Here is a 25,554-nt window from a genome sequence, read left to right as displayed (position 1 = left end):
CACGACCGCGAACAGCGCGTGGCTATAGCTGTCAGGAGCGATCTGGTCATGTTCAAACTGATGTCTACCATCGTCGTCGGCGCTCTCGCCATCGTGGCTCCGGCCGCGGCTCAGGCGGCGCTCGGTCCCGATGCGGCATCCTGTCGGCCGGGCGCGAGCGAACCTGCCTTCCTCGTCAACGTCGACGGTTTCAAGAATCGCGACGGGCGAGTGCGCGTCCAGCTTTATCCCGCGAATTCCAAATTCCTTCAAAAAGGCGAGTGGCTGCGCCGCATCGATCTGCCGGTCACCCGCTCGGGCCCGATGCGGGTCTGCGTCGCCGCGCCCAAGGCCGGCACCTATGCCATCGCCGTCCGCCACGACACCAAGGGCAACGGCTCCGATTGGAACGACGGTGGCGGCTTCTCACGCAACCCGAGCATCTCGCTGTTCGATCTGAAGCCCAAATATCAGGAAGTGGCGATCAGCGTCGGCGACGGCGTGAAGCCGGTCGATGTGGTGCTCAACTATCGCCGCGGCCTCTCGGTCGGGCCGGTCCGCCACAACTAGGCCATGGCCCGCGTCGCCCTCCTCTCCAATCCGCACTCGACCGGCAACCGGTCGCTGCTGCCCGAGGTGAGGAGCTTTTGTGCCCAGCATCGCGACATTTTCCACTATGAGGTGGAGCATGTCGATCAGATCGGCACAGCGCTGAAGACGATCGCGCGGGTGAAGCCCAAGGTGCTGGTCATCAACGGCGGCGATGGCACGGTGCAGGCGGCGCTGACCGAGTTGCACCATGGCGGGCATTTCGGCGGCAGCAAGGACGGACCCCCGCCGGTCGCGGTGCTGCCCAACGGCAAGACCAACCTCATCGCGCTGGACCTTGGCGCCGAGGGCGACCCGCTCAAGGCGCTGAAGCGGGTACTTGAGCTCGCCCGCGGCGACATGGCCCCGCACATCGTCAGCCGGGAGCTGATCCAGCTATCCGACGGCAGCGTCGGCGCACGACCGGTGCTCGGCATGTTCCTGGGCGGCGCCGGGCTCGCCGACACGATGCTCTACTGCCGTCACAAAATCTATCCGCTGGGCCTTCCCAACAGCCTCAGCCATTTGGTGGCCGCGGTTGCGGCGATCCTGGCCATATTGTTCGGCATCCGCGGCGCTTTCCTTCCGCCCCGGCCGGCGCCGGTGAAGGTATCGGTGCTGAAGCAGGGTGAGCTGCAGGGCCAGTTCGCCGTGCTGCTCGTGACGACCCTGCAGCGGCTACTGTTGAGCGGGAAGCTGCCGGGCGCGAGCCAGCCGTTGGGGGCGATGCAGCTGATGGCGATCGAGGGCAAGAGGGGCGTCCTCTTCCGCGCGCTCGTGGCAGCGCTCCGGGGTCAGCTCTGGCGGAGCCACCTTTCCGGCGTTCATCTCGAGCGCGGCGACGAAATCCGCATCGAGGGCGACCATTCGAGCGTCATCCTCGACGGCGAGCTGTTCGAAGCAAGCCTCGGGCGACCCATCGTTCTGACACCGACCCCGCCGGTGCCGTTCCTGAAATTGGCTGCGTAAGGCAAGCGACTGTCGTCAACGGGGCTCCCGTTGGCGCGGGCGGCTGTGTAGGGCGAAGTGATGGACTCCGGGTCGGACACCCTTCGCAGCCTTGTCGCCGCCGAGCTGGCGGAGCCTGTCGATCCGCGCGTGACCCAGATGGCGGCGGCGCTGGCGGCCCTCTATCCTGGGACGGCGCGGGCGGTGCTGTTCTACGGCTCCTGCCTCAGGACGGCCGAGCTCGACGGCCAGATGCTCGATTTCTACCTGATCGTCTCCAGCTATGAGGCCGCCTATGGAAAGCGCTGGCTGGCGCGGGCGAACCGCGCGGTGCCGCCCAACGTGTTCCCTTTCGAGCATCAAGGGCTCGCCGCCAAATATGCGGTGCTGAGCGAGGCCGACTTCATCCGGCTGAACGGACCGCGGACGCTCAGCGTCTCGGTGTGGGCGCGCTTCGCCCAGCCTTCGCGCCTAGTGTGGGCAGCCGACGAGGCGGCAGGGATCAGCGCCGCCGATGCCATTGCCCTCGCGGCGCCGACTCTGCTCGGCGAGGCCGCGCCGCTGCTGGGCGGAGGAATGGTCGATCCCCTCGTCCTATGGCGGCAGGCGTTCGCGCTGACCTATTCGGCCGAGCTTCGGGCCGAGCGCCAAGGGCGGGCGGTCTCAGTCGTCGAGGCCGATCCGGAGCGCTACCGCCACTTCACCGGCCCCGCAGCCGAGGCGGCGGGCCTCGGTTCGCTGGTTGGCGACGCCCTGCACCTGAACCCGGCGTCGGAGCGGGAGCGGCGGCGGGCGGCGCAGCGCTGGGCTCGGCGGCGGCGGGCGGGCAAGGCTCTGTCGGTACTGCGCCTCGCCAAGGCCAGCTTCACCTTCGCCGGGGGCGCTGACTATCTCGCCTGGAAGATCAACCGCCACGCCGGGACCGACATCGTCCTCAAGCCGTGGCAGCGGCGCTGGCCGCTGCTCGGGGCGGTCACTCTGCTGCCGCGGTTGCTGAAGCGGGGTGCGATCCGCTGACCCGGCGAGCGCGCGCCGCGGTGACGGCGTCGGACAGGGCCAGTACGGTGAACGGCTTTCTCAGCAGATCATGGCCGGTCAGCTCGTCGGCCTCGCCGGCCTCGCCGACAAAGCCGGTAACGAAGAGCACGGCGATTTCGGGATAGCGCTCGGCGACGATGCGGACCAGCTCGGGGCCCGTCATCTCGGGCATCATCACGTCGGTGATGAGGAGCTCGATGTCGCGATTTTTCTCCAATATCTCCAGCGCCTCGCGGCCGCTGCCGCAGGCGATGGGAGAATAGCCCAACTCCTCGAGCGCGCCCACGGTCGAGCGGCTGACGCGGGGATCGTCCTCCACGACCAGGATCGTGGTCCCGGCCGCAGCGGCGGCGGGCTCGTCCCGCTTCGGCACCGGCGCCGTCTCGACGCGCTCTTCCTCCACGCGGGTCGAGCGCGGCAGATAGATTGCGACGGTGGTGCCCACATTCTGCGTCGAGTCGATGGTGACGTCGCCACCGGACTGGCGGGCAAAGCCGAATATCTGGCTGAGCCCAAGGCCCGTGCCCTTGCCCACCGGCTTGGTCGTGAAGAACGGCTCGAAAACCCGCTCGAGATGCTCCGGCGCGATGCCGTGGCCGGTGTCGGAGACGCTGATGCGGACATAATCGCCCGGCTCCAGCTCGCCCACCTCGCCCGGACCGAGCACGACATTGTCGATGGCGATGCCGAGTTCGCCTTCGCCCTCCATCGCGTCGCGAGCGTTGACGCAGAGGTTGAGGATCGCGTTCTCGAGCAAATTGGGGTCCGCCCAGACACGCCACGGCTCCTCGGCGAAGCGGGTGCGCACGGTCACCCGTTCGCCGATAGAACGATCCACCAGATCGAGCATATTCTCGATCAACTCCGCCGGCGCCGTCCCCTGGGGCTCCAGTGCTTCGGAGCGGGCAAAGGCCAATAGGCGGCGCGTGAGGGCGGCGGCGCGGGTCGCTCCCTCCATGGCGTTGTCGAGATGGAATTCGACCTCCCGCTTGGGGCCGCTGAGCTTGCGCTTGGCGAGATCGAGCCCGCCGACGATGACGGCGAGCATATTGTTGAAATCGTGGGCGATGCCGCCGGTCAGCTGGCCGACCGCCTCCATCTTCTGGACCTGGCGGAGCTGCGCCTCCGCCGCGGCCCGTTCGGCCGCCTCGGCGCGGAGACGATCGTTGGCGTCGCGCAGCTCGCGCGTGCGCTCCTGCACCGCATGTTCCAGTGCCATGGCGCGGCTCGATTCGCTGTCGGCCTCCCGCCGGGCGATCAGCCGCTCGGCAAGCGCCCGATAGGCGAGCAGCCCGAGGACGATCGCGGCGCCGCCGATGAGGACGGCCAGCCAGCCCAGCCACTCGGTGAACTTGTCCGCTTCCTCGTCGAACATGCGTGTCTGCGCCATGCGCTCAACCAGATTCTCCTGCTCGTTTGCGGCAATCTGATCGAGCTTGGAGCGCAGCGCCGGCCCCGTCTGCGTCATGCCGGCCTGATAGAAGAGGGGAACGCCGCCGCTGTCCTGCTTGCTGGCGGCTGCGCGGGCGGCGGCGGCGAGCTCCTGGCCCCGCGCCTCGTAGAGCCGCCGCAGTTCCTCGACCAGCTCGCGCTGCTCGGGACTGCGGACGAGACGATGAAGCTGGCCGATCTGTCGTCCCGCGCGGCGCCATTCATTATAATAGATGGTGCCGGTCGCCTGCTCCTCGTCCAGCACGTAGCGCCCGAGCGCCGCCTCCGACCGGGCCATGGTGGCGTCGACGGTGCGGGTCAGCAGCATCACGTCATAGGTGTGGCGCTCCCATTGAAGCGCCTCGTCGCGAGCGCGGTTGCTGAACGTGACCATCACGACCAGCAGGATAAGCGCTATGGTCGCGACGATTGCGCCCGCGCTGGCCCACCCGCGCCGCCAGGTGCCGGACCGTTCCTCCGGCGCGACGTCGATCTCATCCTCCGCCATAGCGGGCTCCATCCTAAATGAAGCCCCGACTCGTGGAAAGGTGCTTGGTCGTTCTAGGCAATACAACCGGTCGCGCGGCCGGCGGCGGCGAACATGTCGATGATGTGGCCGACCTGTTCGGACGAATGTTCCGCGCACAGCGAGCAGCGCAGCAGATACATGCCCGCGGGGGTGGCCGGAGGACGAGCCATGTTCACATAGACGCCCTGCTCCAGCAGCGCCTGCCACATGCGCACCGTCTTGTCCTGGTCCGGGAGCAGCACGGCGATGATGGCGGATTCCGCTTCGGGCGTAGCGATATTGAAGCCGAGATCGCGCAGGCCCTTATGGAGGCGCTTGCTGTTTTCCCACAGGTGGGCGCGTTTGGCGCCGGCGTGCATCAGCTTGCGGATCGAGGTTGCGGCGGTCGCGACCACGGAGGGCGGCAGCGACGCGGTGAACACATAGGGGCGGCAGACGAGCCGCAGCACCTCGAACTTCGGATGGTTCGAGACGACGAAGCCGCCGACCGTGCCCACCGACTTGGAGAAGGTGCCGACCACGAAATCGACGTCGGCCTCGACACCGGCCTCCTCGAACACGCCGCGACCGTTGGGGCCGAAGAAGCCCATGCCGTGCGCCTCGTCGACGACGATCATGGCGCCGTGCTTCTTCGCGACCGCCACCATCTCCTTTAAGGGCGCGATGTCACCGAGCATTGAGTAGACGCCTTCCAGCACCACCAGGCGACCGCCGGTGGCGGGCAGGCGGCCGAGGCGTTTGTCCAAGTCCTCGACGCTGTTGTGGCGGAAGCGGACGATATTGGCGGACCCAAGCGCGCACCCGTCATAGATTGAGGCGTGGCTGTCGGCGTCGAGGATGATGTAGTCGTCCTTGCCGGCCAGCGTCGACATGAGGCCGAGATTGGCCTGGTAGCCGGTCGAGAAGACCATGGCGTGCTTGGTTCCGTAGAACGCCTTCAGCGCCTCCTCGCATTCCTTGTGACCCTGGTAGGTGCCGTTGAGGACGCGGCTGCCGGTGGTGCCGGATCCGAACTCGTCGAGCGCCTTCTTGCCGGCCGCGATCACGTCCGGATCGAAGGTCATGCCCATATAATTATAGGTGCCGAGCAGGATCGTCTCCTTGCCCTGGATCACCGCCAGAGTGGGGGAGAGCACCTTGTCCATGACGATGGCGAAAGGGTCTCGCACGCCGGTGTCGAGCAGCGCCTGGCGCTCGGCGATCAGCGGGTCGAACTTGGAGAAGAGATCGGCCGCCGGCGGCGTCTCCTCCCGCATCAGGGGCTGGCTGCTCATTCCTCGTTCCTGAGATCCTCGACGGCGTCGACCAGCTGCCCCACGGTCTCGATCTCGGCCTGCATGTTCATGGTGATGAGAATGTCGAACTCGTCCTCGATCGCCGCCACGAAATCCATGACGGTGAGGCTGTCCCACTCAAGATCGCCGGCAAAGGTGGTCGACTCCGCAAGCGTCACGCCCTTCTTGTTGAAGGGGGCGATCAGCTCGCTCACCTTGGCGAAGGTCTCTTCTCGATCGTTCATGATGGCCCTTTATGTCCGTTGCCACGCTCTGCCAAGGGAATAGGGCCGAATAGGGGCGGATGCTTGGCAGGGCACTTTCGACATGCGATTGTCGGGCGAAGTTTGAAGGGGCGGGCCATGGACGATCAAACGCCTGAAACATTGCGATTTCCCGCGAATGCCGTGCATCTCGTGCGGACGACGCAGATGATTCATGTGCAGCTTTCGGCGATGGCGGACCAGAAGGCGAGCATCCTGATGGCGGCGACGTTCGTCATTTTCACCATCACCATCGGCCAGGCGCGCGGGACGATGGTGCCGATCCCGCTTCTGATCCTCGGCGCCTCGGCCTTCTTCTCGGCCGTGTGCGCGGTGCTCGCGGTGCTGCCGGCGACCAAATACAAGCGGAAGGGCGGGCTCAACCTGCTCTTCTTCGGCTCCTTCACGCAGCTGGAGGAGGACGATTATCTCGAGCAGATCACCGAGCGGCTGCAGACGGACGAGGGCATCTACCTCACCATGGCCCGCGACATCTACCAGAACGGTGTCGTGCTCGCCCGCAAGAAATACCGGCTCCTGGGCTATGCCTATCGCATCTTCCTGGTCGGGCTGGTCGCGAGCTTCATCGCTTTCATCGTTCAATATGGGCGGCACAGCCTTTGAGACTGAATTGTCATTCCGGCGAGAGCCGGAATCCAAGAACAGGGCAATCGTCGTTTGACGATGAGCTGGTCTTTTCCATCTCTGCGCGCAGATGTTCTTGGGTCCCGGCTTTCGCCGGGATGACGCGAGTCAGCGAAGCCAACCCTCCGAGCGATACCAGTCGGCCGTCGCCTTGAGGCCGTTCGACGTCCGCACTTCCGGCCGCCAGAGCGCGTGCGGTGGGCGGCGTTCGGCGGCCACGACCCAGTCGGGATGGCAGAAATAGTCGACGCGGTCCGGGGTCAGCTTGGCGTGCTGGCGGCGGAAGAGGCGGTCGAGGCCGGCGGCGCCGCGCAGCAGGAATTTGGGCATATGCCACGTCGAGGCGCGCTTGTCGAAGACGCGGCAGAGGGTGCGGGCGAAGTCGCTATGGTCCCAGCCCTCCTGCACACCATCATCGGGCTCGTAAGTCTCGGCGATCGTGTCCGGTTCGTCGATCACCGCCAGGATCAGGCGGCACAAATCCTCGACATGGATCACCGAGAAACGGCCGCGCGGGGGGAGGGCGACGAAGCCGCGCCGCGCCATCCTGAACAGTTCCAGCGTCTCCCGGTCACCCGGTCCGTAGACGGCGGGTGGGCGGATGGTCGTCCATTCGAGGCCGGAGGCGGCGACCAGTTTTTCCGATCTCGCCTTCGACCAGCCATAGGCCGAGAGGTCCGGCTCGCGCGCGGCGAGGGAGGAGATGTGGATGAAGCGTCGCACGCCCCCCTTGCGGGCCGCATCGATCATGGCGGCTGTCCCACCCGCGTTCACGGCCTCGAACGCCTTGCGGTCGCCGTTGATGAGCCCGGCAATGTGGATTACGGCATCGGCGCCGGCCGCCAGCTTCTCCAGGCTCTCCGGCCGATCGAGCGCGCCGTTGACCCAGACGATGGCCTCCTCGGGCGGCTTCCATCCCCGCGTCAGCGCACGCACGTCATAGCCCGACGCCAGCGCCATCTTCAGGAGATGCTGCCCGACGAACCCCGTCCCGCCGGTGATGGCGAGGGTGCGGCTTTTGCGATGCGGGCTCATAGCGGCGACCAGTCGCCGCCTTCGGCCTGCTCGGGCTCCGCCTCGGCGTCGAGATGGGCGAGGATGGCGTCCAGCACGGCCTCGCTGCCGGCCCCAGTGGCGCCGGAGAGGGGGAGGGGGCGCTTGCCGCATTCGGCCTCCAACTCCGCAGAGAGCGCCTCGACCAGCTCCTCGTCGAGCGTGTCGGCCTTGTTCAGGGCGACGACCTCGGGCTTGTCGGCGAGCCCTGCGCCATAGGCATCCAATTCGCCGCGAACCGTGCGGTAGGCTTCGGCGACATTCTCGACATTGGCGTCGACCAGGTGGAGCAGCACTCGGCAACGTTCGATATGCCCCAGGAACCGGTCGCCGATGCCGGCGCCCTCGGCAGCGCCCTCGATTAGCCCGGGAATGTCGGCCATGACGAACTCGCGGCCGCGATGGCTGACGACGCCGAGCTGCGGGTGGAGCGTGGTGAAGGGATAGGCGCCGACCTTGGCCTTGGTGTTGGTGACCTGGTTGATGAAGGTCGACTTGCCCGCATTGGGCAGGCCGACCAGCCCGGCGTCGGCGAGCAGCTTGAGGCGCAGCCACACCCACATCTCCTCGCCCGGCCAGCCCGTGCCGTGCTGGCGGGGAGCGCGGTTGGTCGAGCTCTTGTAGCTGGCATTGCCGCGCCCGCCGTCGCCGCCGCGCAGGAGGACGATGCGCTGCCCCACTTTGGTGAAGTCGGCCAGCACATGCTCCTTGTCGTCGGACAGGATTTGGGTGCCCACGGGTATCTTGATGACGAGATCGTTGCCGCCGGCGCCGGTCCGGTTCTGGCCGGAGCCGCCCTTGCCGCGCGGCGCCCGAAAATGCTGGGTGTAGCGGAAGTCTATGAGGGTATTCAGCCCCTCGACCGCTTCGAACACGATATCGCCGCCCTTGCCGCCATCGCCGCCGTCGGGGCCGCCGAACTCGATATATTTCTCGCGCCGAAAGCTCACGGCGCCGGGGCCGCCGGCACCGGAGCGGATGAATATCTTGGCCTGATCGAGAAAGTGCATCGTTACGGAATATCCAGAATCGTTCGTCCCGAGCGAAGGTCGAGGGGCGCGGGCATGGAGTCATCACTCACGCCCCTCGGCTTCGCTCGGGACGAACGGAGGTTTGCGACCGCTCTAGCCGCTGCGCCCGTCCTCCGCCAGTCCGGCCGCCGTGAGCAGGTGCCGCCTCGCCAGGTCGCGGGCTCTGTCGCGCGGGAGGTCCAGCGCTCCCGCCATGGCTTCGCCCAGCAAGGAATCGCCGAGCGCGGCGAGGACCAGCCACAGGGTCGTCTCGTGCACCGGCCGGTCCTCATGGCCCTGGCCGAGCTGGTCGACGAGATGGTGGATCGATTCCAGGATAGGGTTCAACGCATCGCGGTTGCCGGACAGGATCATCCAGGCGGCGAGCGCCCCCGCGCCCTCGCGATCGAAGGCGTCGAAGGTGCGCGCGACGATCTCGCCCGCGTCGGCCTCGCCCTGCCGAGCCCGGCGGACCGCCTCGGCGATGCCGGCCGTCACCCGCTCCCCGATGTGATGGGCGAGAGCCGACTGCAACCCCGCAGCCGAGCCGAAATGATGGAGGAGGTTGGCGTGGGTCTTGCCGATCTCCGCCGCCACCGCCTTCAAGGTGACGGCCTGAGGGCCCGCCTCGATCAGCAGCCGTCGCGCCGCCTCAAGTGCGGCGGAGCGGCTTTCCTCCGGGCTGAGGCGCTCACGTGTTATTGACATTAATGTAAGTAATTCTAAAACACGTCATGCCGGACTTGATCCGGCATCCATGAACACTGAGTCCAGCGAAAAGCAGCAATGTGGTGTTCTTGGATCCCGGCTTTCGCCGGGATGACGGGAAGGAACGGAATAGTATGGCCCGCGATGCGACACCTTCCGATCTGACGATCACGCCCCGCGACCGTCGTTTCGGCCGCGGCGTACGCACCGAGCGCTGGTGGAATGGCGGCGATCCGGTGGCGACGGCGCTTTACAATGCGCTGTCGGCGACCTTTCCCAAGGGCGAGGCTTTCTTTGTCGAGAGCGTGAGGCTGTTCCGCGACGGCGCGAACCCGAAGCTCGCTGCCGAGATCAAGGCCTTTACGACCCAGGAGGTAATGCACAGCCGCGAGCATATGCAGTTCAACAAGCGGGCGCATGAGGCGGGCTACGACCTTTCCGCGCTCGAGGATCGCGTCGACTGGCGTCTCGATCTCGTGCGCTCACGCCCGCCGATCGCCAGCCTCGCCGCAACCATGGCGCTGGAGCACTTCACCGCCATTCTTGCCCATGAGCTGCTGAGGGACCCGCGTCATCTCGCCGGGGCCGACGCGGAGACGGCGGCGATGTGGCGTTGGCACGCGATCGAGGAGATCGAACATAAGGGTGTCGCCTACGACACCTGGCTCCACGCGACGCGCGACTGGCCGCGCTTCAAGCGATGGAAGGTGAAGGCGAAGGTGATGCTGCTCGTCACCCGCAATTTCGTCGTCGACCGGACGCTGGGCTCGCTTGAGCTGCTGCGCCAGGACGGCATCACCGGGCCTGGAGCGTGGGCGCGGCTGTTCTGGTTCGCCTGGGTGCGGCCCGGCATGTTACGAAAGATCTTCGCCGCCTGGGCGAGCTTCTTCATGCCGGGCTTCCACCCCTGGAACCACGACGACCGCGCGCTGATCGAGAGGGAAGAGAAAACTCTCTCAGCGCAGGTGGCGTAGTTTTTCCTCCCCGAGACAAGCTCGGGGAGGCATCAGGCCGCCATCTCCAGGCAGGGATTGAACGCCAGGTCGTTGGTCCGCTCCGCGCACAGGTCGAGCTCGAACAGCTTGCACGGCGCGTCGGCGTCCCGGCCACAGCTGTAGCGCGATGCGATAACGCCGGTCGGCCGGAAGCCGAGCTTCTCGAGCACCCGTCCCGAGGCGGGGTTGTCGAGGAAATGGCCGGCGCTCAGCTTCTTCAGCCTCAACCCATGGCGGGCGATGTCGATGATCGCGCGGGCGGCTTCGGTCGCATAGCCGAGGCCCCAATGCGGGCGCGAGATCCAGTAGCCGAGCTCGACACCGTCTTCGGGGCTGCGCCCGAGTCCGGCCGCCCCGATCAGGCGCGGCGCGCCGTTGGTGCGGCGGAAGATGAGAAAGCTCGCCTCGTCCGGCTGCCGTTCCGTTTCAAGGAAGGCCCGGGCGTGGGTCAGATCGTAAGGCCAAGGTGCGCTCGCCAGGTTGCGGACGATCGCTTCCTCGCCGATCGCGCGGGCCAGGGCGGCGGCGTCCTCGGCCCAGCCCGGCCGCAACAACAGTCTCTCGGTTCTCGCGAACATTGTTTCTTCCTCTCTTCCTTCTCGCGCCGGCCCTTGGCCCAAGAGGGTGACAGGCCGGCGACAGTTTTGAGGGAGAAACAAAAAAGGGAGACGGGGGTGGCCCCTTCTCCCTCTGGTCGGTTCTTGATTGTGAACCTGGGGCCGCCCCTTGAAGGACGACCCGTTATCGATCGTCCTTTATTCCGCTGCTTGCGCCATAATCGGGTCTACACACACGAATTTGCGGCCAAGCTTGCCGTCGCGGAACGCGACTCGGCCGTCGGTAAGTGCAAAGAGGGTATGATCCTTGCCCATGCCGACGTTCGCGCCCGGATAATATTTGGTGCCGCGCTGACGCACGATGATGTTGCCGCCGACGACCGCTTCGCCGCCGAACTTCTTCACGCCAAGACGACGGCCTGCGCTGTCGCGACCGTTGCGTGAGCTACCACCTGCCTTCTTATGTGCCATGACGTAATACTACCTTCGTATCTCTTTACGCGTTCTTATCAGCCGCGGGCTTCTTGGTCGACGCCTTTTTGGTGGCGGCTTTCTTCACCGGCTCCTTGGCTTCGGCCTTGGGCGATGCCTTCGTCTCACTCGTGTCGGCGACGGGCTTCGCTTCCTTCTTGGCGGCCGCCTTCTTGGGCGCGGCTTCCTTGGCTTGTGGAGCCGGAGCGGCCACTTCCTTCTTCGGCGCGACCTTCTTGGCTGGCGCCTTCTGGTCGCCGATCGCCGTGATCCTCAGGATCGTGTGCTGCTGGCGATGGCCCCGCTTGCGACGGTAATTGTGCCGACGACGCTTCTTGAAGACGATGACCTTCTCGCCCTTCGCCTGCGCGACGATCTCGGCCGAGACGGTAAGGCCGTTGGTGTCCTTGAGGTCGGAGCCGTCGCCCGCGAGCAGGACGTCGTCCAGCGTGACGGTGTCACCGGCCTCGCCGGCCAGCTTCTCGACGACGATCTTGTCTCCGGCGGCGACGCGATACTGCTTGCCGCCCGTGCGCACGACTGCGAACATGGCTCTTTTCCAATACCTTCTAATCTTGGCCGCGCGAGATCGGCGTGAGGCCAAAGGCCCCGCGCGGGAAACCGGGCTGCTACTGGAGGCGGGCGAAGCTGTCAACGGCCAAAGCCGCGTCGCCGGCGCCTAATGGCGATGTTCGCGCCGCAGCTCGTAGCGGCCGTCGACAAAGCCGTGGAAGATGCCCGAGATGGCGGGATGATGGACCGGTCCGCCTTCGTCGTCCGCGATCAGATTCTGCTGGCTCACATAGGCGACATAGCTGCTCTCCGCATTTTCGGCGAGCAGGTGATAGAAGGGCTGGTCCCTGGACGGACGCATGCCCTCGGGAATCGCCTCATACCATTCCTCGCTGTTGGCGAAGACGGGGTCGACATCGAAGATCACGCCGCGAAAGTCGAACAGGCGATGGCGGACCACGTCGCCGATGGCGAACTCGGCGTGCGTCACCGGCGGCGCCTTGATCGCGGCCCACAGGTCGGTGAGGAGGGACTCGTGTCTGGGCATCACGCCTGTAATGTAGGGTCCGCGTCAAAAGAGGCAAGGAACTCGCCGGCGCGGGATGTCGAAGCATCGGCACGGCAGGGCCGTCGCCTTCGCTCAGGACAGGCTTGGCAAGGCGAAAAGCTTCGGCTAGAGCCCGCCGCCTATCGACCGGCCGCGGATGACGCGCGCCCGCCCAATCTTCGCGGAGAGGTGCCAGAGTGGTCGATTGGGGCGGTCTCGAAAACCGTTGTGCCCTCGCGGGTACCGTGGGTTCGAATCCCACCCTCTCCGCCATTCTTTTTCAGAGATTCGTGCCGGCAGGGTAAATCGCCTGCCTATTTGCGGGCAGGATCGCTGACGGAGCCAGAGGCTAGCGGTGGAGCGGGTAGCGGGAATCGAACCCGCATCACAAGCTTGGAAGGCTAGTGCTCTACCATTGAGCTATACCCGCGAAACGCGTCTGGCGCGCCGGACGGGGCGCTCAGTGCCATTACAAGCGTCTCGCCGTCAACAGGTCTCCGATCAGGTCTGAAAAATCAGAATAGCAGCGAACCGGAAAAGCCGATCGTCCGGGGGCGGGGCGTCAGCTGCCGGAGCGGAGCGCCGGTCGCCGGCACCAAATCGGCGCTGCTGAACAGGATCGAGCGGTCGTCGAGCAGGTTGTCGACGAAGGCCGAGACGGTCCAGCCATCCCCCTCCATGCCGGCGCGGGCGAGGAGGTTGCCATAGGCTTCGCCGCGATAAACGCGGGGATCGTATCCCACCGCCACCTCGGACGGCGCCCGGCGATAGCGGCTCGAATATTGATATTCGGCCGCAAGGAAGCCCTCCAGCGAACGGGCAAGCGCCGCCCGATACCCGCCCGCAAGCCGCGTGGTCCAGCGCGGCACGTAGGGAACCCTATCCCCCCGCTCCACGATGATGGCGCGCTCACCGCTGGGCATGGCGCCGCCCAGGATGGTGCTGCGGAAGCGTGCGTCGACATAGCCGATGGCGGCGGTCAGCGTCAGCGGCGGCACCGGCCGCGCCTCCGCCTCCAGCTCGAAGCCCCGGCTTCGGGCGGTGCCGAGATTGTCGACGAAGGAGAAGCCGCAATCGGACAAGCTCACCGGCTGCTGGATACCGTCCCAGTCGATGTGAAAGAGCGACAGGCCCAGTTGCAGCCGCCGCCGCGACCAGGAGGACTTGGCGCCGATTTCATAGCTCCACAGCGAATCCGAATTGAAGGAGACCGGCGCCTCGGCGCGCCCGAAGGCGCGAAGATCGGCCGCGCACGGACCCGCCGGCACCGGCGGATTGGCGCCGCCGACACGGAAGCCCTTGCCCACGCTGGCGTAGAGAAGCCAATCCTGCGTCGGCCGGTACGCGAGGCCGAAGCGAGGCGTCACGGGCGTCTCCCTCTGCGTCCGTTCGTCCGGCTGCGTGATCGATCCGCCTGCATAGGGACCTTCCGACAGCACGCGTAAACCGAGCCGGGAGCGAGTGACGCGCACGCCGGCGGTGGCCTCGAGCGCGTCTGAGAGGCGCCAGGAGACTTCACCGAAACCGGCGAGCTGCGTCTCGCGCACCCGCTCGGTGCCGCGATAGCTTATGCCGCCCGGCAGGAGCGGTGCGCCGAACACGGCCTCGATCGAGGCGCCGAAAAAGCTCTCGACGAGATCGCTGATGCCGGGCTCCACCACCGATTGGGTCAGCCCCAGGCGCGACCGGCGATAGAAGGCCCCCACGACCCAGCGCAGCGGCGCTTCGGCCGAGGCGGAAGACAGGCGTGTCTCGTGGGTGAAGCTTCGCTGCGTCACACGGGTGAGGCTGCGGGTGCCGCCCTCGGGCACGAGGCCCGGAACGAGGCCGCCAAGGACAAGCTCGCCGAAGGTCAGCGAATAATCCGTCACCTGCCGGTCGTCCCGATCGAGATAGGCGGTGACGCTGGTGAGCTCCGCGCCGCCCAGTGCAGCCTTGGCGGTGAGGCTGGGGAGGATGAACTCGTCCTCGCCCGGCTGGCGGTGCAGGGCGCTCTGCCGATGCGGCCCCAAGTTGCTCTCGAACAGCGGGTAATCGTCCCGCCGGCTCTTCTGGTAGAGGAGCGACGGGGTCAGTTCGACGGTTTCGCCGACCGCCGCCTTCAATCCCGCGCGCAGGGCCAGGGCGGAGACGTCGTTGATGTTGCGCTCACGCAGCGCGCCCGACCGGCGGTCGACCCGATCGACATAGCCGGCGTCGAGGCGATAATAGGCACCGGCCCGGAAACCGAGCCGTCCCGGCACTATCGGACCGCCTACGGCACCGTTGATCTCGCGACTGATGCCGCCACCCTTCGTGAAGCCGATTTCGGCCTGGGTCCGGACGTCGGACAAGTGAAGGTCGGGCTGGCGGGTGATGAACCGGATCGTGCCGCCCATCGAATTGGCCCCGAACAGCGTCCCCTGCGGGCCGCGCAGCACCTCCACACGGACCAGGTCGAAGGTTCTTATGTCGGCATTGCCGGCAAATCCGAGCGACCGAATCTGGATCGGCACGTCGTCGATGTAAATGCCGACGGTGGATGAGCCGGCGGGCGAGAAGATGCCGCGGATGGCCGGCTGCTCGGCGCCGAGCACGCCGACCGGAGCGACGATGAGGTTCGGAACGGCGCGGGCCACGTCGGCCAGCGTTTCCGCTCCCATTCCGTGCAGGGCGTCATCATCCAGGGCGGTGACGCTGATAGGTACGACCTGAAGTGGCTCCTCCAGCCGCCGCGCGGTCACGATGATCGCCGCCTTGTCGGCTGAGGCGGAAGTCGTGGCTTGGGCGTTGGCGGGGGTCGGCGCGAAGCACAGGGCTCCGGTGGCAAGGACAGTAAGGCCTTGCAACACGGCCGCGAATGAAATGGGCATGGCGTCGTTGAACCGGCATCCTATCCAGCTGTCAACGCGCAATTATTTCCAGGCCGGAATGGCGTGGGCGACGGGGAATACTTGTCCTGCTCTAAAACGGGAAGTCGCCGCCCTTTGGTCGCAAAGACGCTTGCCTGTTCCCCTCATATTCTTGATGAAGAAGACCAGCAGAGGAGTAGGGGGTGAATGCTCGGACCGATCCGTCCCGAGGCGATCTACGACGCGACGGTGGGCGACGAGGCGTTCGGTCGTCTTGCCTCCCATGTCGCGGAGACGATCGGGGCCCGGTCCGGCGTCATCCATTGGCGCGATCCGCAGTCCGAAACGGTTGAGATATCCTATTCCGGATATTTTGCCGAAGAGCATATGGCCGTGTACGAGCGGGAATTCGCGGACTGCGACGTTTGGGCGGCGGCGACGGCGAAACTGGACTGCGCCAACCGCGTCTGGAATTGCGACGAGCTCGTATCGCCGGAAAGCTACGAGAGCAGCCGGATCTACAATGAATGGATCCGGCCGATGGGCGACGACACGTTTCGCTGCGTCGGCGCCGTGCTTCGGTTTGAAGGAGGCATCGGCGAGATGGGCTTCCATCGCGGCAAGGGCCAGCCCGCCTTCGACGACGAGACGATCCGCGCCCTCGAGGCGAGCCTCGACCATCTGCGCCGCATGATCGTGATGCGCAGCAGGCTGGCCGCGGCGGAGCGGCTCCGCGCGAGCGCCGCGGCGACGCTGAACGCCATCGGCCATGCCGTCTTCACCCTCCACCCCAAGGGCCATCTCCTCCATTGCAACGAAGCCGGCGAGACGCTCCTGCAGCGGGGCGACGGCCTGACCTTGCGAGACCGACGCCTGGTCGCGCGCCTGCCTGCGGATCAGGCGTCTTTGCAGGCGGCCATCGACCGGGCTCTGTCGCCTTCCGCCGCGCAAGCTGGCGGTCTTTTCATCAACCGAGTGGAAGGACGACCCTATGAGCTCACGCTCGCATCGGTCGGCGTCGGCCCGGCCGGGAGGCAGGTCGTTATCATCGCGACCGATCCCGAGGCTCGCGATGGGACTCTGCCGGGGCGGCTCGCTGCCCTCTACGGGCTCACTGCCGCCGAGGCCGAGGTAGCGGTGCGCCTCTCCCAGGGCGCGTCTCTGGACAGGCTCGCCGAGGAGAGGCGGGTCGCGATCAGCACGGTCCGCAGTCAGCTGAAGTCCATCGCCGCCAAGCTCGGATGCGGGCGCCAGTCCGAGATGGTGGCGCTGATCAACAATCTGCCGCGTCTTCACAATCTCGGCTGAGGCCGCGGCGGCCAGAGCGGCTGCCAGAACGTGGCGTCGCGACAAAGTCAGCTTGGCCGCAGAGCTTTCGGTGAATAGCGCGGTATCTGGCCTAGGCTATTCTCGAAGACGAAAGATGATGCCGGTTGTCATCTTGGATCACACAAATAGGGATTCAATAGATAGTGGTCACCAGTCTATTAACATCATTAATACCTTAAGTAGTTCAGCGAAGCGCGGTGCGACAGTGTCATCAAGAAGATTTGGAGAAGTTTTCAATTCAGGAATCGATAAACTTCAAGCATTCTATTACTGTTTCATAACGGAACAGAAATAATATAGTTGCGCCCAGGATGAGACACTTTCTCCCCTAAATGAGGGATGCGCATCACTGCATACCTGCCCTAACTCTTCGTAAAGCAATCAGAAGTCGCGAGTCGCGAGTGCTCCGGGGGGAGATGCAGTGTCCAGTCAAATGAAGTTGTTCCGACGACGGCCGGGTCGGGCCTGGGCGGGGATAAGGGAGCAATGGCTTGTCCTGAGCTCAGCGCCGCGGCGTGCGGCGACGGCGCTAATTGTCGGTATCGCCTTGTCGGCTACGCCGGCCTTCGCTCAGGACCTGGTCTACGAGCCGATCAATCCCTCCTTTGGGGGCAATCCGTTCAATTCGGCGCATCTTCTCGGCATCGCCAATGCCCAGAACGACTTCAAGGACCCCAAGTCCCAGTCGAGCAGCTCGCAGGCCGACATCTTCGCCCGCCAGCTGCAGTCGAGGCTGCTTTCGGCGTTGTCGTCGCAGATCGTGGACGCCATCTTCGGCGAGAATCCGCAGCAACAGGGCACCATCTCGTTCGGCGGCCAGACGATCGATTTCTTCCGCGATCTCGAGAGCGTCACGCTGAACATCACCAACAACGAGACCGGCGAAGTGACCGAGATCGTCATACCCACCTTCATCGAGGTCAACTGAGTTATGCGTAAGGGGGGTATGCTTTGTTGTGCGGCGGCGTTGCTGCTTTCGGGCTGCGTGGCGCTTCCGGACATTCCCGAGACGTCGCGGCTTGCCGTCTATCCGGAAAAGACCCAGACGCAGGAGCTGCTGGGCGCGCTGCCGCCGCCGGCGCGGCCGGTCGCGGTCGCGGTCTACGATTTCGCGGATCTGACCGGCCAGTTCAAGCCGAGCGAGACGGGGCAGACGCTGTCGCGCGCCGTCAGCCAGGGCGGCGCCTCGATCCTGGTCAAGGCGCTGCAGGATGCCGGCAATCGCAGCTGGTTCACGATCGTCGAGCGGGAATCGCTCAACAATCTCTTGAACGAGCGCAACATCATCCGGGAGATGCGCGAACGCTATCTCGGCGAGCAAGGGGTCAATCCGCAGGCGCTGCCGGCGATGCTGTTCGCCGGCGTCATCCTGGAAGGCGGCATTGTCGGCTACGACAGCAACACGCTGACGGGCGGCTCGGGCGCGGCCTTCCTGGGCATCGGCGGGCGAACCGAATATCGGCAGGATACGGTGACCGTCTACCTGCGCGCCGTATCGGTGCGCACGGGCGAGGTGCTGACCTCGGTGCAGACGTCGAAGACGATCGCTGCCTATGCGCTCGGCGCCAGCGCCTTCAAGTTCGTCGAGTTCAAGGAGCTTTTGGAAGCCGAAGTGGGATTTACCACAAACGAGCCCGATCAACTCGCGCTACAGCAGGCCATCGAGAAGGCGGTCTATGCGCTCGTGCTCGAGGGGGTCGATCTGAAGCTTTGGGAATTCGCCGACGCCGAGGCCGGCTGGCCTTTTCTGTGGCGCTACCGCCAGGAGCGGGAAGGCGTGTTCTCGGCCGAACAGGTTCAATCCGCGATGGAGCAGATGCGCAAGGCCGCGCCGCTCAGGATAAAGGAGGAGGAATCGTCGGACAAGGATGACGCGGGCAGAAAAGACGGCGCGCGCTAGCGCGCCGGCCCGTCCGCGATCAGCGGTTGCTTCGCTGTAGCGATGAAACCGCAAAGTGTCGGTCGAGAGCGTCCCTGGCGTCTCCGAACCTCGAATACGCGACCAGGGCAACGAAAATCACGCACCGGAGCGGCAACTCCGATGCGTGAGGAAAAATAGGCGTTTGGAACTATTTAGCCATGTTGCCCCGGGTCTCGTGCCCGGGCGCTCCATGGTTATCACCCCCGCTATGAGGAATGACAACCATGAAACGCACAATTCTCACTTCGGTTTCCGCCCTGGCGCTTCTGACCGCCGGCAGCGCGATCGCCCAGAACAACACGTCGGACATCAATCAAAGCGGCAGCGGCAACACAGCCACCGTGAACCAGCCGGGTTCGAGCAGCGATTCCGATATCACGCAATCGGGCAATGACGCGACGGCTACCGTCACGCAGGCGGGAGCCAACAACCTCTCGAACGTCGAACAATCGGCAGCCGCGAGCGGCGCTTCTGCGACGGTCGACCAGGACAGCGGCACCGACAGCCCGAACAGCACCGATCCGACCAACGATTCAAACGTCATCCAAAGCGGCGCTTCGACCGCCGGCGTGACGCAGCGCGGCGAAGGCAACGCCTCCGACATCGATCAGTCGGGCGCGCGCTCGACGGCGACCGTTAGCCAGACGAACAACAACCGGAGCACGCCGCCGCGCGTAAATCAGGCAACGGTCGATCAGGACACCGACGACGCGGATGCCACGATCGATCAGGATGGCGAGGGCGACAGCTCCACCATCTTCCAGAGCGCGACTGCGACCAATTCGAGTGCTATCTCGACCCAACGCGGCGAGGACAACAGCTCGATCATCAACCAGACCGGCGTCGACTCCATCGCCAGAGTCAGCCAGTCTTCCGGTCCCGGAATCGCAGGCAACGGAAGCATCTCGACCGTCGACCAGGGCGGGATCAGCAACGATGCGTTCGTCGTTCAGAATGGCGCGCTGAACCTTTCCGACGTCGACCAATCGGGCGGCAACAACTCGGCGACCGTCAATCAGCTTGGTAGCCGGAACTCCTCGGACGTCGACCAAAGCGCGAGCAACAACACCGCTAGCGTCCTCCAGGAGGGTGATGACAACATCTCGACGCTCCGTCAGGCCGGAAATGCCGGCAATGTCGGCGTGAGCCAGACGGGCGATCGGAACAATTCGGACGTCTTCGAGGCCGGTCGGCGCAATACAGCAAATGTCGACCAGAGCGGCGACGACAATGTGTCGATCATCAACCGGCAGTTCGGCGAGGACAATCTGGCCAACGTCGCGCAGGCTGGCGACGACGGTTTCTCCCGAATTCGCCAGTTCGGCACCTTCAACGAGGCCAATCTCAACCAGAGCAGCGGGTCAGGCAACACGAGCCTGATCCTGCAGGGCGTCGATGAGACCAACACGATGGCCGTCCCTGCCGCGACGCTAAACGAGGCTTCGGTGGCTCAGAGCGGTGACACCAATGACAGCGTCGTCGTCCAGACCGGCAGCAACGGTATTGTCGATGTCGACCAGAGCGGCGACGGAAACGGATCCCGTGTCGAACAGTCGGGCGATGGAGCGAGCGCAACGGTCGCTCAGACGGGTACCGGTAACCTCTCCAACGTTCAGCAGTCGATGGACGCCGGAGCTTCAGCAACCATCAACCAGAACGGGTCGGGCAACAATTCCTTCGTCAGCCAGACTGGCCCCGGCGGCGGCACCAACGGCCAGGTTGTGACTGTCGACCAGACCGGTTCGAGTAACATTTCGACTGTCGACCAGAATTCGGTGACGCCCGGCATCACGAATGTTGGGAACCTCGTCGATGTCGACCAGAGCGGAACGAATAACAACTCAGACGTCAATCAGAACGGCGCCAACAGTCGTGCAGTCGCGAACCAGCAGGGCAGCGACAATAGTTCGGTCATTACGCAGAACACGCGTTCCAATCGGGCTGAGGTCGAGCAGATCGGCAGCAGCAACGACTCGGCGATCGTGCAGAACGGCCTCGGCAACAACGCCTTCGTCGATCAGCTCGGGACCAACGGCCGCTCGTCGGTCATCCAGAACGGGCCGAGCAACGTCGTCAACGATCAGGCGCAGGCTCCGACCGACCAGGGTGGCGCCGGCGTCCTGCAGCGGGCGGGCAGCGTCGATGCCGAGTCCGACATCTTGCAGAACGGCCGTCAGGGCTACGCGGAGGTCGATCAGGGTGGCGTCAGCAACTACTCGTCGATCAACCAAGGCAATGCCGGAAATAATGGCGCCATGTTCGCCAACGTGACCCAGACCGGGGACAACAATAGCTCGTTCATCGATCAGGGCCTGGCCGACGCTGACAATACCAATGACAATCTCAGCGCAACCGTGACCCAGTCCGGCAGCGACAACCTGTCGACGATCACTCAGGCGGGCGATCTCAACACCGCCACGGTAACTCAGTCGTCGAACTTCAATGTCTCGACGATCACCCAGGGCGGCACCGGCAACACCGCCATCGTCAATCAGTAACCGCTGACCCGATCGGCGTGCCTTCGGGGACGCCGATCGGCTTCGGCCATTTTCGGGAGGACCTAAACATGAAGCGTACCATTCTTAGCTCGGTTTCCGCCATTGCGCTCTTTGCCACCGTCCCGGCTTTCGCCGCGGGCACCAACGAGGCGACCGTCACGCAGGGCGGCCTCGCCCAGCAGGCGGAAGTCATCCAGACCAACACGACGGGCAGTGATGCAACCGTCACCCAGCAGGGCGCCGACAACTGGACGGTGCTTCGCCAGGGCGCTGGCAGCGAAAACAACACCGCCACTATCAATCAGGACGGCGCCGACGTGCCCCCGACGGGCGTTCCGCAGAGCGAAGAGCCCTACAGCCAGCAGCTCAGCAACATCGCCGATGTAACCCAGAACGGCGACAACGGCTCGGTGCAGATCGACCAGACGGGCAACAACCGTGCCCAGGTCGCCCAGGCTTATGCTCCGGGCGAGGGCCAGCAGGCGGTTATCGACCAGGAGACCGTTCCTGGCGACGGCACCGAGAACTATGCGGCGACCCATCAGCGCGGTGACAATCTCTATGCCATCACCACGCAGAGCGGAGGCGGCAACCGCGGTACCGTCGCGCAGCAGCTCAGCGGCAATGCCAGCTCCGACATCAACCAGGTCGGCAACAGCAACGAAGCCGCGGTGACGCAGAGCGGCGAGGATACCGATGGCGTGTCGTCGGCCATCGATCAGCTCGGCAACAGCAACGATGCTTTCGTCGACCAGAGCGGCGTCGGCGCGACTTCGCTGATCCTGCAGAACGGCAACGGCAACTTCGCCGACGTGACGCAGGCGGGCGACAGCCGCTCGGACGTCAACCAGTTGGGCAATGGCAACGACGCCACCGTCGACCAGGATGGTGACGGCAACAACTCGGACATCGATCAGCTCGGTAGCAACGCCGCGGCGACGGTCAGCCAGACCGGCACCGGCCTCACGTCCGTCATTCTCCAGCAGGACGATGCCGGCGCGACGGCCTCGGTCACGCAGACGGGCAGCACCAACAGCTCGGATATCGAACAGACGTCGTCCGGCGCCACGGCGACCGTCGTCCAGGGCGGGTCGAACAATATTTCCGATCTGTCCCAGGGGCGTGTCGCGGGCACCCCCTACCAGACCAATGGTCAGGAAGCTCTGGTTACACAGACGGGCAGCAGCAACGAGTCCTACGCCACGCAGTCGGGCACTTCGGGCGATCTCAACGTTCTGCAGTCCGGCGACCGCAACCTGTCGAACGTCAACCAGTCGGGCTTCGCCAACTCCGCTGGCGATGATGTCGGCTTAGTCGGCGTCACCCAGAGCGGCAGCGACAACGACGCCTTCGTCACGCAGGCTGGCCAGCTGTCCGATGCATTCGTCGAGCAGATCGGTGATTTCAACACCGCCACGATCAACCAGAGCGTGAACAATGCGCCGAACCCCGCTGGCGGGCCCGACCCGATCGTCGCCACGGCTTCGATCACCCAGGGCGGCAGCAGCAACACCAGCACCATCAACCAGTTTGGCGGTGATGGTACCAACAGCGCCCGTCTGATGAGCGCGTCGTCCAGCCAGGGCGGCAGCAACAACAGCAGCACGATCAACCAGACCAACACGCTGATCGCCGGCGCCTCGTCCGGCAACTTCGCCAGCGCGTTGCAGGGCGGCAATTTCAACACGTCGACCATCTTCCAGGACGGCGCCGAGAACGATGCCATCCTGGATCAGTCCGGCTCGAACAACCTGTCCGGTATCTCGCAGCAGGGCAGCGGCCACTCGGCCACTGTCACGCAGGCTTCGGACAGCAACGTGTCGAGCGTGATGCAGACCGGCACGGCCAACGTGGCCGTGGTCAACCAATAAGACGGACGGCCGGCGTCCTTCAGGGACGCCGGCCGCTGTCCGCCCTCAGAGAGGAAGGACGAAGACAATGAAATGCATTCTCTTCACCAGCGCGTCGATTGCGGCGCTTCTCGCGACAGCCCCGGCGATCGCGCAGAGCAACGATTCGGAAGTTGGCCAGACTGGCAATGCCAATCAGGCGAGCGTTACTCAGGGCGGAAGCGACAATGAATCCGATGTAAGTCAGAACGGAACGCTCAACTCCGCGAGCGCAAGCGGGGACGGCATCAGCAACGACGCTTCGGTCACCCAGAATGGCGCCGGTGGCTATTCGCAGGTCAACCAGACCGGCGACAACAACGCCTCCGTCGAGCAGACGAGCGCCAGTTCCGACATGAACTCCGAAATCAACCAGACGAACGCCTTTGGCGGCGCCAGCAACAGCGCGGAGGTCGTGCAAAGCGGCTCCGGCCAGGGCAAGGGCTCGCTGACCGGATCGTTCATCGACCAATCCGGCCGGGGTGGCCAGGCCTATGTCAGCCAGGGTGCCGGCACGAGCGACGCCGTCAGCGATATCAACCAGACCGGCCTCGATCAGCGCGCGAGCGTGATCCAGGAAAGCGGAAGCGCCAGTTCGATCATCACCCAGAATGGCGGCCCGCATAATGCGGCGGTCTACCAGGACGGATCGAGCGACTCGAACATCCTCCAGACCAATCTCTACAACGAGGCCAACGTCCGCCAGATCGGCGACGGCAACCGTTCGGGCGTCATCCAGACCGGCGTCAATGGTGATGTCGGCGATCCGGACAACGACCTGGAGAACGAGGAGCCGACGGCGAGCGTGGGCGTGCTGCAGGACGGCACCGGCAATCAGTCCGACGTCAATCAGAGCGGCGGAAACCAGATCGCCGATGTCCAGCAGTTCGGCACCAGCAACATCTCCAACATCGATCAGGACGGCGATTTCGCGCAGGCGAACGTCTACCAGGACGGCACCGGCAACAATGCCAATGTCATCCGGCAGACGGCCGACGGCACGGGCGACGCCAGCCCGCCGAACCTGCCGGCCGTTCCGGCCGAAAACGCCTTCGCCGACATCTTCCAGGAGGGCACGGGCAATCAGGCGCGGATCACGCAGGACACCTCGCCCGCTTCGGCGACCATCGCGCAGGACGGAATCGGCAACGATTCCGAAATCAACCAGGCTTCGGGCGATGCCACGGCGGCGACGGACCAGGATGGCGCTTCAAATACGAGCCTGATCAATCAGGCCGGTGGCGTGAACCTGGCCGACGTTGTCCAGACCGGCGATCGCAACGCATCGAACATCGATCAGACCGGGGATGGTGGAAGCGCGATCGTCGAGCAGACGAGCAGCGACAACACGTCGCGGATCACCCAAACGGCGGGCGCTTCGGCCAATGTCACCCAGACTGGAGGGGCCAACACGCTCGGCTCGCGCAACTGGGACGGCGACACGCTGCCGCCCTCGTCGGCGGGTGAAGCCTTCGCCAACAACGTCTCGCTGATCGATCAATCTGCCGACGGCGCCAGCGCGACGCTGGGGCAGAACGGCACGCTCAATCGCTCCAGCATCGACCAGAGCGCGGCCGCCAGCGCGGGCGTGACGCAGAGCGGCGTCTACAACACCTCGGTGATCGATCAGACGGCAGTCGGCTCGGCCACCGTCGACCAGGGCAGCGTCGCGCCCGGCGATTTCGCCCGGAACGCCTCGCGCATCACCCAGTCCGCCGACGGCACGTCGGCGTCGGTGACGCAGCGCGGCGCCAATCTCGGCGATCCGCTGAACGCGCCGACCAACGTCTCGCTGATCGACCAGTCGGGCGAGGACTCGACCGCTATCGTGAGCCAGATCGGCGACGACAACAGCTCCATCATCAACCAGAGCACGGCCACAAATCGGGCCGTGGTCAGTCAGAACGGTGCCAATTTGACGTCGACGGTGAACCAGTCGTCGGCCCAAGGTGCGGGCATCTTCTCCGACGGTTCCGGGAGCTATACGGCCGGCCTCGCTTATGTGACCCAGGTCGGACAGGATAACAGCTCCGATGTCACCCAGACCGGCGCGTCGAACTTTGCCCTCATCAATCAGGCAGCGAGTGACAACCGCTCGACCGTTCTCCAGACCGGTCACGCAACCGTCGCCAATGTCAGCCAGACCGGATCCGGCAACACCTCGGAGCTCAACCAGTCCGGGTTCCTCACCAACTTCAACCTGAGCACCGGCGTTCGCCAGTCGGGCGACGGCAATAGCTCTGTGATCAACCAGACGGGTAGCGCGACCTTGGACGGCGATGTCAACCTGTCGCTCGATAACACGGTCGACGTCGCCCAGTCCGGAGACGGCAACGTCTCGCTCATCGACCAGGGCGGCAACGACAACGAAGCGCGCCTTGTCCAGTCGGGCAGCGGCAACAACTCGACCATCACTCAGGGCGGCGGTCTGAACAACGCCTACGTGACCCAGGCAAGCGACGGGAATTTCTCCACCGTCACCCAGGGCGGCACCGGCAACACCGCCATCGTCAATCAGTAAGCGTAGCCGGCCGGCA

At 65.2% G+C, this 25,554-nt stretch carries 22 protein-coding genes and 2 tRNA genes; 12 read left to right on the top strand and 12 right to left on the bottom strand.

All coding sequences use genetic code 11. The annotated features are described in order from the left end of the window. The first annotated feature begins 48 nt into the window (after window positions 1–48). Genes DF286_RS02890 through DF286_RS02880 form a run of 3 tightly spaced genes read left to right on the top strand, consistent with a single transcriptional unit; the run spans window position 49 to window position 2,532 of the window. Window positions 49–549, top strand: a complete 501-nt coding sequence (locus DF286_RS02890; RefSeq protein WP_170303921.1) for a DUF2141 domain-containing protein — start codon at window positions 49–51, stop codon at window positions 547–549. Between the two features lie 3 nt (window positions 550–552). Continuing rightward, window positions 553–1,536: a diacylglycerol/lipid kinase family protein gene (locus tag DF286_RS02885; RefSeq protein WP_109270072.1), complete on the top strand. Its 984-nt coding sequence runs from the start codon at window positions 553–555 to the stop codon at window positions 1,534–1,536. A 60-nt stretch (window positions 1,537–1,596) separates the two neighbouring features. After that, window positions 1,597–2,532 carry a hypothetical protein gene (locus DF286_RS02880; RefSeq protein ID WP_109270071.1) on the top strand — a complete coding sequence of 312 codons (936 nt, stop codon included), beginning with the start codon at window positions 1,597–1,599 and terminating at the stop codon, window positions 2,530–2,532. Here the strand turns inward: DF286_RS02880 and DF286_RS02875 are convergent. The 3 genes from DF286_RS02875 to DF286_RS02865 are packed head-to-tail and all read right to left on the bottom strand — an operon-like array spanning window position 2,489 to window position 6,032. Beyond that, window positions 2,489–4,492 (bottom strand): ATP-binding protein, encoded by a 2,004-nt coding sequence (locus DF286_RS02875; protein WP_109270070.1) that lies wholly within the window; start codon window positions 4,490–4,492, stop codon window positions 2,489–2,491. The two genes, DF286_RS02880 and DF286_RS02875, sit on opposite strands and share 44 nt — an antisense overlap. 53 nt (window positions 4,493–4,545) lie before the next feature. Next, on the bottom strand, window positions 4,546–5,787 hold the full coding sequence (gene spt / locus DF286_RS02870; RefSeq protein WP_243444692.1) for a serine palmitoyltransferase: 1,242 nt from the start codon (window positions 5,785–5,787) through the stop codon (window positions 4,546–4,548). Continuing rightward, window positions 5,784–6,032, bottom strand: coding sequence for an acyl carrier protein (locus tag DF286_RS02865; RefSeq protein WP_109270069.1), 249 nt, complete (start codon window positions 6,030–6,032; stop codon window positions 5,784–5,786). The genes spt and DF286_RS02865 overlap by 4 nt, the downstream gene beginning before the upstream one ends. A 117-nt stretch (window positions 6,033–6,149) precedes the next feature. On the opposite strand from DF286_RS02865, the gene DF286_RS02860 reads away from it, so the two are divergent. Beyond that, window positions 6,150–6,674: a Pycsar system effector family protein gene (locus tag DF286_RS02860; protein WP_109270068.1), complete on the top strand. Its 525-nt coding sequence runs from the start codon at window positions 6,150–6,152 to the stop codon at window positions 6,672–6,674. Window positions 6,675–6,803: 129 nt separating this feature from the next. Here the strand turns inward: DF286_RS02860 and DF286_RS02855 are convergent, their stop codons facing one another. From DF286_RS02855 to DF286_RS02845, 3 genes are all read right to left on the bottom strand, one after another. Then, window positions 6,804–7,730 carry an NAD-dependent epimerase/dehydratase family protein gene (locus DF286_RS02855; protein WP_170303920.1) on the bottom strand — a complete coding sequence of 309 codons (927 nt, stop codon included), beginning with the start codon at window positions 7,728–7,730 and terminating at the stop codon, window positions 6,804–6,806. After that, window positions 7,727–8,758: a GTPase ObgE gene (gene obgE, locus DF286_RS02850; protein WP_109270067.1), complete on the bottom strand. Its 1,032-nt coding sequence runs from the start codon at window positions 8,756–8,758 to the stop codon at window positions 7,727–7,729. Before obgE ends, DF286_RS02855 begins: the two co-directional genes overlap by 4 nt. A gap of 114 nt (window positions 8,759–8,872) precedes the next feature. After that, window positions 8,873–9,466 carry a TetR/AcrR family transcriptional regulator gene (locus tag DF286_RS02845; RefSeq protein WP_109270066.1) on the bottom strand — a complete coding sequence of 198 codons (594 nt, stop codon included), beginning with the start codon at window positions 9,464–9,466 and terminating at the stop codon, window positions 8,873–8,875. Between the two features lie 134 nt (window positions 9,467–9,600). Here DF286_RS02845 and DF286_RS02840 point away from each other — a divergent pair, with 134 nt between their 5' ends. Continuing rightward, window positions 9,601–10,440 (top strand): metal-dependent hydrolase, encoded by an 840-nt coding sequence (locus tag DF286_RS02840; protein ID WP_109270065.1) that lies wholly within the window; start codon window positions 9,601–9,603, stop codon window positions 10,438–10,440. A 32-nt stretch (window positions 10,441–10,472) separates the two neighbouring features. On the opposite strand, the gene DF286_RS02835 is transcribed toward DF286_RS02840, so the two are convergent. The 4 genes from DF286_RS02835 to hspQ form a co-directional block, all read right to left on the bottom strand. Next, window positions 10,473–11,039 carry a GNAT family N-acetyltransferase gene (locus DF286_RS02835; RefSeq protein ID WP_109270064.1) on the bottom strand — a complete coding sequence of 189 codons (567 nt, stop codon included), beginning with the start codon at window positions 11,037–11,039 and terminating at the stop codon, window positions 10,473–10,475. Window positions 11,040–11,216: 177 nt separating this feature from the next. Next, window positions 11,217–11,489: a 50S ribosomal protein L27 gene (gene rpmA, locus DF286_RS02830; RefSeq protein WP_109270063.1), complete on the bottom strand. Its 273-nt coding sequence runs from the start codon at window positions 11,487–11,489 to the stop codon at window positions 11,217–11,219. Between the two features lie 25 nt (window positions 11,490–11,514). Then, window positions 11,515–12,039 (bottom strand): 50S ribosomal protein L21, encoded by a 525-nt coding sequence (rplU, locus tag DF286_RS02825; protein WP_109270062.1) that lies wholly within the window; start codon window positions 12,037–12,039, stop codon window positions 11,515–11,517. 129 nt (window positions 12,040–12,168) lie between these two features. Continuing rightward, window positions 12,169–12,549 (bottom strand): heat shock protein HspQ, encoded by a 381-nt coding sequence (gene hspQ, locus DF286_RS02820; RefSeq protein ID WP_109270061.1) that lies wholly within the window; start codon window positions 12,547–12,549, stop codon window positions 12,169–12,171. Between the two features lie 183 nt (window positions 12,550–12,732). Here hspQ and DF286_RS02815 point away from each other — a divergent pair. Continuing rightward, a tRNA-Ser gene (locus DF286_RS02815) sits at window positions 12,733–12,822 on the top strand. A gap of 83 nt (window positions 12,823–12,905) precedes the next feature. On the opposite strand, the gene DF286_RS02810 is transcribed toward DF286_RS02815, so the two are convergent. Together DF286_RS02810 and DF286_RS02805 are read right to left on the bottom strand one after the other, a co-directional pair. Next, window positions 12,906–12,979 (bottom strand) — tRNA-Gly (locus DF286_RS02810). Between the two features lie 85 nt (window positions 12,980–13,064). Continuing rightward, complete coding sequence (locus DF286_RS02805; RefSeq protein ID WP_109270060.1) at window positions 13,065–15,401, bottom strand: TonB-dependent receptor; 2,337 nt, start codon at window positions 15,399–15,401, stop codon at window positions 13,065–13,067. A 186-nt stretch (window positions 15,402–15,587) separates the two neighbouring features. On the opposite strand from DF286_RS02805, the gene DF286_RS02800 reads away from it, so the two are divergent. The 6 genes from DF286_RS02800 (at window position 15,588) to DF286_RS02775 (ending at window position 25,538) form a co-directional block, all read left to right on the top strand. Next, window positions 15,588–16,688, top strand: coding sequence for a helix-turn-helix transcriptional regulator (locus DF286_RS02800; protein WP_109270059.1), 1,101 nt, complete (start codon window positions 15,588–15,590; stop codon window positions 16,686–16,688). 568 nt (window positions 16,689–17,256) lie between these two features. After that, window positions 17,257–17,637: a curli assembly protein CsgF gene (locus tag DF286_RS02795; RefSeq protein WP_243444691.1), complete on the top strand. Its 381-nt coding sequence runs from the start codon at window positions 17,257–17,259 to the stop codon at window positions 17,635–17,637. Between the two features lie 3 nt (window positions 17,638–17,640). After that, window positions 17,641–18,609 carry a CsgG/HfaB family protein gene (locus DF286_RS02790; protein WP_109270057.1) on the top strand — a complete coding sequence of 323 codons (969 nt, stop codon included), beginning with the start codon at window positions 17,641–17,643 and terminating at the stop codon, window positions 18,607–18,609. A 245-nt stretch (window positions 18,610–18,854) separates the two neighbouring features. Continuing rightward, window positions 18,855–21,128, top strand: a complete 2,274-nt coding sequence (locus DF286_RS02785) for a beta strand repeat-containing protein (RefSeq protein WP_158274601.1) — start codon at window positions 18,855–18,857, stop codon at window positions 21,126–21,128. Window positions 21,129–21,196: 68 nt separating this feature from the next. Then, on the top strand, window positions 21,197–22,999 hold the full coding sequence (locus DF286_RS02780; protein WP_109270055.1) for a beta strand repeat-containing protein: 1,803 nt from the start codon (window positions 21,197–21,199) through the stop codon (window positions 22,997–22,999). 67 nt (window positions 23,000–23,066) lie between these two features. Next, on the top strand, window positions 23,067–25,538 hold the full coding sequence (locus DF286_RS02775; protein WP_109270054.1) for a beta strand repeat-containing protein: 2,472 nt from the start codon (window positions 23,067–23,069) through the stop codon (window positions 25,536–25,538). The last annotated feature ends 16 nt before the right edge of the window (window positions 25,539–25,554 follow it).

Source organism: Sphingosinicella humi (genome assembly GCF_003129465.1).
Taxonomy (GTDB): Bacteria; Pseudomonadota; Alphaproteobacteria; order Sphingomonadales; family Sphingomonadaceae; genus Allosphingosinicella; species Allosphingosinicella humi.
This window is presented reverse-complemented; position numbering and strand designations above follow the sequence as displayed.

Bases quoted from the DNA above. Each gene is read 5' to 3' on its own strand.
- DF286_RS02855 (WP_170303920.1), bottom strand. From the start codon at position 7,730: ATGAGCCCGCATCGCAAAAGCCGCACCCTCGCCATCACCGGCGGGACG.
- DF286_RS02890 (WP_170303921.1), top strand. From the start codon at position 49: ATGTTCAAACTGATGTCTACCATCGTCGTCGGCGCTCTCGCCATCGTG.
- DF286_RS02785 (WP_158274601.1), top strand. From the start codon at position 18,855: ATGAAACGCACAATTCTCACTTCGGTTTCCGCCCTGGCGCTTCTGACC.
- rpmA (WP_109270063.1), bottom strand. From the start codon at position 11,489: ATGGCACATAAGAAGGCAGGTGGTAGCTCACGCAACGGTCGCGACAGC.
- DF286_RS02835 (WP_109270064.1), bottom strand. From the start codon at position 11,039: ATGTTCGCGAGAACCGAGAGACTGTTGTTGCGGCCGGGCTGGGCCGAG.
- DF286_RS02775 (WP_109270054.1), top strand. From the start codon at position 23,067: ATGAAATGCATTCTCTTCACCAGCGCGTCGATTGCGGCGCTTCTCGCG.
- DF286_RS02780 (WP_109270055.1), top strand. From the start codon at position 21,197: ATGAAGCGTACCATTCTTAGCTCGGTTTCCGCCATTGCGCTCTTTGCC.
- DF286_RS02845 (WP_109270066.1), bottom strand. From the start codon at position 9,466: ATGTCAATAACACGTGAGCGCCTCAGCCCGGAGGAAAGCCGCTCCGCC.
- DF286_RS02880 (WP_109270071.1), top strand. From the start codon at position 1,597: ATGGACTCCGGGTCGGACACCCTTCGCAGCCTTGTCGCCGCCGAGCTG.
- DF286_RS02860 (WP_109270068.1), top strand. From the start codon at position 6,150: ATGGACGATCAAACGCCTGAAACATTGCGATTTCCCGCGAATGCCGTG.
- obgE (WP_109270067.1), bottom strand. From the start codon at position 8,758: ATGCACTTTCTCGATCAGGCCAAGATATTCATCCGCTCCGGTGCCGGC.
- DF286_RS02865 (WP_109270069.1), bottom strand. From the start codon at position 6,032: ATGAACGATCGAGAAGAGACCTTCGCCAAGGTGAGCGAGCTGATCGCC.
- DF286_RS02885 (WP_109270072.1), top strand. From the start codon at position 553: ATGGCCCGCGTCGCCCTCCTCTCCAATCCGCACTCGACCGGCAACCGG.
- DF286_RS02840 (WP_109270065.1), top strand. From the start codon at position 9,601: ATGGCCCGCGATGCGACACCTTCCGATCTGACGATCACGCCCCGCGAC.
- rplU (WP_109270062.1), bottom strand. From the start codon at position 12,039: ATGTTCGCAGTCGTGCGCACGGGCGGCAAGCAGTATCGCGTCGCCGCC.
- spt (WP_243444692.1), bottom strand. From the start codon at position 5,787: ATGAGCAGCCAGCCCCTGATGCGGGAGGAGACGCCGCCGGCGGCCGAT.
- DF286_RS02805 (WP_109270060.1), bottom strand. From the start codon at position 15,401: ATGCCCATTTCATTCGCGGCCGTGTTGCAAGGCCTTACTGTCCTTGCC.
- DF286_RS02800 (WP_109270059.1), top strand. From the start codon at position 15,588: ATGCTCGGACCGATCCGTCCCGAGGCGATCTACGACGCGACGGTGGGC.
- DF286_RS02875 (WP_109270070.1), bottom strand. From the start codon at position 4,492: ATGGCGGAGGATGAGATCGACGTCGCGCCGGAGGAACGGTCCGGCACC.
- hspQ (WP_109270061.1), bottom strand. From the start codon at position 12,549: ATGCCCAGACACGAGTCCCTCCTCACCGACCTGTGGGCCGCGATCAAG.
- DF286_RS02790 (WP_109270057.1), top strand. From the start codon at position 17,641: ATGCGTAAGGGGGGTATGCTTTGTTGTGCGGCGGCGTTGCTGCTTTCG.